Origin of the sequence: Desulfosalsimonas sp. (assembly GCF_046483245.1) — a bacterium.
Lineage (GTDB): Bacteria > Desulfobacterota > Desulfobacteria > Desulfobacterales > Desulfosalsimonadaceae > Desulfosalsimonas.
The window spans coordinates 1-6,876 of sequence record NZ_JAWODO010000103.1 but is presented as its reverse complement, the minus strand read 5'-3'; the positions used below and the strand labels follow the sequence as shown (position 1 = coordinate 6,876).

General features: G+C 52.4%; 6 protein-coding genes and 1 pseudogene. All 7 read left to right on the top strand.

The features are described 5' to 3' along the window. Window positions 1-239: pseudogene (locus R6U41_RS09175) on the top strand (hypothetical protein); the annotation flags it as partial. Between the two features lie 95 nt (window positions 240-334). Further along, a complete protein-coding gene (locus tag R6U41_RS09170) occupies window positions 335-739 on the top strand; it encodes a winged helix-turn-helix domain-containing protein (protein ID WP_410269538.1) in 405 nt (134 codons plus the stop codon). 362 nt (window positions 740-1,101) lie between these two features. Next, window positions 1,102-3,180: a TonB-dependent receptor plug domain-containing protein gene (locus tag R6U41_RS09165; RefSeq protein WP_410269537.1), complete on the top strand. Its 2,079-nt coding sequence runs from the start codon at window positions 1,102-1,104 to the stop codon at window positions 3,178-3,180. 201 nt (window positions 3,181-3,381) lie between these two features. Next, window positions 3,382-4,422: an ABC transporter substrate-binding protein gene (locus R6U41_RS09160; RefSeq protein ID WP_410269536.1), complete on the top strand. Its 1,041-nt coding sequence runs from the start codon at window positions 3,382-3,384 to the stop codon at window positions 4,420-4,422. Further along, window positions 4,419-5,426 (top strand): FecCD family ABC transporter permease, encoded by a 1,008-nt coding sequence (locus tag R6U41_RS09155; protein ID WP_410269535.1) that lies wholly within the window; start codon window positions 4,419-4,421, stop codon window positions 5,424-5,426. Before R6U41_RS09160 ends, R6U41_RS09155 begins: the two co-directional genes overlap by 4 nt. Continuing rightward, window positions 5,417-6,205: an ABC transporter ATP-binding protein gene (locus tag R6U41_RS09150; RefSeq protein WP_410269534.1), complete on the top strand. Its 789-nt coding sequence runs from the start codon at window positions 5,417-5,419 to the stop codon at window positions 6,203-6,205. Before R6U41_RS09155 ends, R6U41_RS09150 begins: the two co-directional genes overlap by 10 nt. Beyond that, window positions 6,202-6,687, top strand: a complete 486-nt coding sequence (locus R6U41_RS09145; protein WP_410269533.1) for a nucleoside-triphosphatase — start codon at window positions 6,202-6,204, stop codon at window positions 6,685-6,687. The genes R6U41_RS09150 and R6U41_RS09145 overlap by 4 nt, the downstream gene beginning before the upstream one ends. Window positions 6,688-6,876: the final 189 nt, after the last annotated feature.

Below are 6,876 nucleotides of genomic sequence, written 5' to 3'. Positions count from 1 at the left end.
GGCTTGCCGGCACGGTATCCGGAGTGATCAACATGGGCGTGATGGCCGGCCCCATGCTGCTGCAGCCCGCTGTGGGCTGGGTGCTGGACAGATGCTGGCAGGGGGGCATGTCAGAAGGGGTGAAAATATATTCCCTGGCCGCCTATCAAAAAGGATTCAGCCTGATGCTGGCATGGGTGGCGATTTCTCTTGTGCTTCTGTTTTTCACACAGGAGACATGGTGCCGCCAGCAGGCCTGAAACCTTGGGGGAATCAATAAACTTGTATTTTCTGCAATGATTGCGTAATCCTGAAAAATATCTGGATATAATCTGAAAATCAAAAGAGCAATGAAATGGCAATACCATCAAAACAACTATACAGCCGTTCGAAGATATGGCTTGAGGATGCGGACGGAAAAGTGGTGTTTGCCTCCGGAAGGCTGCGCATTTTAAAGGCTATTGAAAAAACCGGCTCCATCCATGCAGCGGCCAAGGAGCTGAAAATGGGCTACAGGGCGGTATGGGCAAGAATCCATGCCACCGAAGAGCGCCTGGGCGCCCAACTGCTGGAAAAACGAATCGGAGGGGCGGCCGGAGGGGGCTCCTGCCTGACCCCGCTGGCTGAAGAGCTCGTCCGTGCCTTTACACGACTGCAGCAGGATATTGAACACGAGACCGACGAACAGTTTAAACAGCTTGAAAACATATTGAATATCAAAATCGCAGGCGCGAGTCCCCCGGAATCAGAACCGGAATAAATGCCGCCAAAAAATTTTTTCCCCGCAGCTCTGTTTTAACCTCCCTTGTCGTCCTCAGATTTGACGCGCTCGTAAAAAGTCAATTTTCAGATGGCGCCGTAAAAAGTTCAAGATCAAGGCTTGCGCGATTTCGAAGAATGCAGCGTACTTATCCGTACGTGAAATTCTAAGAAATCGCGCGTAACGCAGATATTGGACTTTTACGGTGCCATCAGATTTGGGAATCCAAAAATGCTGCGCCGATACCAGGGATTTCTGGTTGACAGAAGTAAACACGTCCTTTATGAATCGTTATGCTAAATATAGCATAACGATTTGTTCGGCCTCCGCATTTACTGTTAACCGTTTTCAGGGAGAATGCCATGCACGACAAAACCGGAACACTTTTAATCGGATTTTTATGTATTCTGATAAATCCCGGCTGGATTCTGGCACAACCCGGCAGTGAGCCTGGATTTGAACTGGGGGAAATTGTGGTGAAGGGTAAAAAATCCGGAGTCAAGGATATCGCCATCAACCATGAAATGGACCAGGAAGAAATTGAAGCAACCGGAAGCAAGACCCTTGCCCAGGCCTTGAGTTTTGCCCCCGGCATCACAGTGACCCGTGGCAGCAAAAATGAGCCGGAAATCTCCATACACGGTTTTGGCACTGAAAAATCATTGTTTTTAATCGACGGCATTCCCTTTTATGAAACCTACTATGGCAAGCTGAACCTGGATCAGATTCCGGCGGAAATGATCTCCAAAATTGAAATCACCAAAAACGCCCCTTCAGTGCTCTACGGCGCCAACACCCAGACCGCGGTTATCAACGTGGTCACCAAAAAAGGCACCAAGGACCCCTCCTTCAGCTTCACCCAGGAAATCGGTGAAAACGACACCTACCGCACGGTATTGTCCCACGGAAACCAGGTCGGAAAAATCAACTACTGGCTCAGCTACAGCCGGCGTGAAACCGATGGCTTCCGGATGTCAGACGATTTCGATCCTGAAACGGCAACACCCAAAAAAACCTTCATGGGAGATCCCATGATTACAGAAAACGGTGGTTTCAGGAACAACGCGGATTCAGAGCAGGATTCTTTCTGGGGCCGGGTTGGCATCACCCCTTCCGAAAATTCCGAATATTTTGTCAGTCTGCACATGATACAGGCCGAAAGAGGGAATCCCTTTCAAACAGATGAGTACAAAATCTTTCCCTCCAGGGGCGATGATGCGGGATTTTCAAACTTCCGCCGATTTAAAAACTATGACGACTGGGGCATTGATTTCAGCGGCAGACAGAATATTGTTTCCTGGCTCACCCTGAGGGGCAAACTGTTTTACCATGAGCACGAGGATGATTTCGTCTTTTATGCGGATCCCGGTTTAACCGAGAAAATTGCCACAAGCACATACGATGACAGCTACGTGGGCGGCTCCATGATTGCCGATATTGACGCGGCCGACTGGTACACGGGCCATTTTTCGGTTCACTATAAGCAAGACATCCACAAAGACCGGGCCGGTGCGAATCTGCCGTTTAACGAATTTGAGTCCTATACCGGATCAATTGGCACGGAACATGAGTTTTTCTTTGACAACGGCCTGACGGCCGTGATCGGCGCCAGTTATGACTGGTTTGAGGTCAATGATGCCGAAGAAGCCGTTTTTGACGAAAACGACCTGTTTGCCGGGCAAACGGATCTGGACGGCACGGACACCAGCGCTGAATTCAACCCCATGGCCGGACTGAGCTGGCAATTTGCCGATACCACCCGGGTATATGGTTCGGTGGCGAAAAAAACCCGTTTTCCCACCCTGAACCAACTATACTCCGGAAGGGCCGTCAACCCAAACCTGAATTCCGAGCAGAGCATCAATTATACACTGGGTGTGCAGCGAACCTTTGCCGGGGTTTTTCATCTGCGGGTTGAAGGATTTTATCATGATATTTCCGACTGGATCTCCAGGGATTATCAGGAGGATGATTCCAGGGACGATGTCTACATCAACGTTGAAGACGTTGAAATGAAAGGCGCAGAAATCGGCCTCAGCTACACCCCTATCCCGGATTTGAGTGCAAGTATTGATTATACCTACAATAATGCTGAGAATAAAAGCGCCATAGCCCTTACGGAAAAGGTCGCAGGTGTGCCGGAAAACAAGTTTGTCATTGGCGTTGATGGGCTGATTCCATGGATAAACACCCGGCTGAACCTGCGCGGGATTTATGTGGACAAGATCTATGAAGATCTGCCCACCCCTGCAAAACCAGCCGAGGAAATGACAAACACAAAAGACTATTTTACTGTCAACGGCCGAATAACAAAACAAATTACCGAAAAGTTGACGGCCTGGCTTGAATGCGAAAACCTGTTTGACAAAGATTATGAATCGGAAATTGGTTTTCCCGCCCCGGGCAGAAATGCCATTGCCGGGCTCAAAGCCAGTTTTTGATGGCGCCGTAAAAGTCCAATATCTGCGTTACGCGCAATTTCTCAGAATTTCACGTACGGATAAGTACGCTGCATTCTTCGAAATTGCGCAAGCCTTGATCTTGAACTTTTTACGGCGCCATCTGAAATCACACTTTTTACGGTGTCATCAATTTTTGGACATATGAAAAAACTATTTCTGATAACTGTCGCATGCTGTCTTTTGGTCATAACGGCATCCCGGGCCTGCGCTGAAAGAATCATAACCGATGCAGCAGGACGGAAAGTCAAAATACCCGACAATGTCAGCCGCCTGGTGACCACGTTTAAACCCGCAACACTGATGGTGCTGTGCCTGAAAGGGGCAGACGCCTTTGTCGGGCTTGATAACTCGTCGCGGCACGATCCCCTGGTTCTGGCCGTGGCACCGGAGCTGGCGGATCTGCCGGGCGTTGGCTCCAAATCCAGCGGAATCAATCTTGAAACCGTGCTCAGCCTGGATCCGGATCTGGTGATTCTGTCTTATCAGAAAACAGGCGTTCAGATGGCCGACAGGCTCCAGAACTCCGGCTGCCCGGCCGTGTTGATTGCACCGGAAACCTTTGCGTCCATAAAGCAGACATTGATTATGGTGGCTTCGGCCATTGGAAAACCCCGGCGGGCCGATGCGGTCATCCAGGCAATGGACCGGATGCTGGCACGGGTCGGAAAACGGGTGCAGAATCTGGATCCGGGGGAACGCAAAACAGTATATTATGCCGGTCCTTCCGGATTTTTGTCCACGTCTCCTTCCGACATGCTCCAGGACCGGATGATTCATCTGGCCGGCGGCATCAATGCAGCCCACGGTCTTCACGGCCATTTTAAACAAATTTCCCCGGAACAGCTCATGACCTGGGCTCCGGAGAGCATTGTCATCAGCCCCATGAGCCGCTTTCAGGCAAAAACGTTTATAAACCGACGGCAGTTTTCCCTCCTGCCGGCAGTGCGGGAAAATGAAATCCATGTTTTTCCCTCCAGCCTGTCGCCCTGGGATTTTCCCTCCCCCCTGTCGGTCCTGGGGGTGCTATGGCTCGGGGACAGGCTTTATCCGGAACAGTTTGAAGACATATGCCTGATCCGGGAGGTCAATGATTTTCACGAAACCCTTTTCGGACAAAGCTTCACCAAAATGGGCGGGCATCTCAATGACAAAATTGAGCGCAAAGATCCGGCGCATCCCGCCCGGAATCAGGATGCCCCAAACGGAAACCCGGGATCATGAACGATCAGAAAACCTTATGGATACTGGGTGCGATTTTGGTTCTGCTCTTTTTCCTTTCCCTGTTTACCGGGCAGATGCACATCTCTTTTGCAGATGCTGCCGGCTGGATCCGGCACTGGATTGCGCAGGGCAACCTTGAACCAAGCCCAAAATCCCTTGTTTTTTTTGATGTGCGCCTGCCCCGCAGTTTAACTGCCGTGCTGGGCGGAACCGGGCTTGCCGTTTCCGGGGCAGTCTATCAGGGGCTGTTTCGAAATCCGCTAGTATCTCCGGATATCCTCGGGGTTTCGGCCGGATGCGCATTTGGTGCGGCCCTTGGGCTGATTCTGCCCGGCAGTCCCTTCGGGATTGTCCGCGTGCTGTCTTTTACATTCGGCTTAAGCGCCGTGGGACTTGCCGCCGGCATTGCCAGGGCCGTGGCAGTTCGCCCGGTTCTGGTCCTGATCCTGGCAGGCCTTGTGGTCACATCCATGTTCAATGCCCTTCTGATGGTGTTGAAATACACGGCTGACCCCTACAGCCAGCTGCCGGCCATCGTCTTTTGGGTCATGGGCAGCATGCACCGATGCTCATGGGCGGATGTGCGCCTGATTGCCCCGGTGATTCTGATGGGCTTGAGCCTGGTTCACCTGCTGCGCTTCAAACTCAATATTCTTTCCCTGGGAGAAGTGCAGGCCACCTCCCTGGGGCTGAACCCAAGAGGTTACAGGATCTTTTTCATCAGCATCAGTTCGCTGATGGTGGCCGTGATCGTCTCGGCCTGCGGCCAGATCGGATGGATCGGTCTTGTGATTCCGCACATGGCAAGAACCTTGTCCGGCCCTGATCACCGGGTGATGATACCGGTCACTGCGCTGATGGGCGGCGCTTTTCTGCTTGCCGCCGACCTTGCCGCAAGAAGCCTGACTGCAGCCGAACTCCCGGTGAGCATACTGACAGCAATGGCAGGGGGACCGGTTTTTGCTTATCTGCTGTATCAAAATCGCGCAAGGGGATGGATATGAGCCTTGTTTGCACAAATATCACTTTTGCCTACAATGGCACCCGTGTCCTGCACCAGGTAGACCTTGATGTGGCCCGAGGAAGTTTCTGTGCCCTTCTGGGACGCAACGGATCCGGAAAAACGACCCTTCTGCACTGTTTATGCGGGATACTTCACCCGGAAAGCGGAGAAATAATGGTCGATAACAATGCGGTTCACCTTGTAAACAGCACTGCCCGGGCAAAATACATCAGCCTGGTTCCGCAGGAATCAGATCAGATCTTTCCGTTCACCGTGCTCGATCTCGTGCTCATGGGGCGCAACCCCCACCTGAGCGGCTTTGCCATGCCGGGCGCCGGGGATGAAAAAACCGCGTGGCAGGCCCTTGAACTGCTTGGCGCAGCGCATCTGGCAAAGCGCCGGGTAAACCGGATCTCCGGAGGTGAGCGCCAGCTGGCCACCGTGGCCCGGGCCCTTGCCCAGCAGGCGCCGGTCATGCTTTTAGACGAACCCACAAATCATTTGGATTTCCACAATCAATACCATCTATTGTATCAAATCCGCAAATTGTGCCGGGATCAGAATCTGTCCGTACTGGCTTCCATGCACAACCCCAATGCCGTTGCCGCGGTGGCCGATCGGGTCGTCCTTCTTGAAGCCGGGCATGCAGTGGCTCAGGGAGATGCGGAATCTGTTCTCACGCAAAAACAGCTCAGCCGGCTATACGGCATGCCGCTTGTGGAATCAAGGCTGACCGGCGGACAAAAACATTTCATGCCGGTCATGGAATTTCGCCGATGATATTGTTGACAGGAGACAGGCATTCGGGCAAAACCGGTTTTATTCTGGAGCTGGCCAGGCAAACCCGACGCCGCGGACGACGGGTTACAGGCATTGCATGCCCCGGTCTCTGGAAAAACAACATGCGAAACGGCTTTGAACTTCTTGAACTGGATACAGGCCGCAGGCATCTTCTTTCCATGCGGGTGCCGGGACTGCGGCCCATCCCCTACATGTTTGATGCCCTGAGCATGGAAAGGGGCAAAAAAGCCCTGTCAGTTCACAGGTGCCGCGGAGCGGACCTGATCATCGTGGACGAAGTCGGCCCCCTGGAACTCAAAGGCCAGGGGTGGGCACCCTGCCTGCACAGTCTGCTGCAGCTTTCTGAACCGGTACAGGTATGGGTGGTCCGGCGCTCCCTTGCAAAACAAGTCCGGGAACATTTTCACATCAGGACGGAGCATCAACAGCAACTACTTTTTCAGTACGGGAAAAAAGAATAGCCAAAGAAGACGTAACCATACTTTTTCCTACTCCACCCTTGCCGGAGGCCACGGCAATTTTAAATTTTAGGAACGGAGTTTTTAACGGCTTCCCTCATCTCTTCATAGGTGAACGGCATTACATCCGTACCGACAAGTGCGCCGAGCATCACCACGTTGGTGGTCTTCTCATTACCGGCTTCCATTGCC

Coding starts and splice junctions, on each gene's coding strand:
- R6U41_RS09145 (WP_410269533.1), top strand. CDS start 6,202: ATGATATTGTTGACAGGAGACAGGCATTCGGGCAAAACCGGTTTTATT.
- R6U41_RS09150 (WP_410269534.1), top strand. CDS start 5,417: ATGGATATGAGCCTTGTTTGCACAAATATCACTTTTGCCTACAATGGC.
- R6U41_RS09155 (WP_410269535.1), top strand. CDS start 4,419: ATGAACGATCAGAAAACCTTATGGATACTGGGTGCGATTTTGGTTCTG.
- R6U41_RS09170 (WP_410269538.1), top strand. CDS start 335: ATGGCAATACCATCAAAACAACTATACAGCCGTTCGAAGATATGGCTT.
- R6U41_RS09165 (WP_410269537.1), top strand. CDS start 1,102: ATGCACGACAAAACCGGAACACTTTTAATCGGATTTTTATGTATTCTG.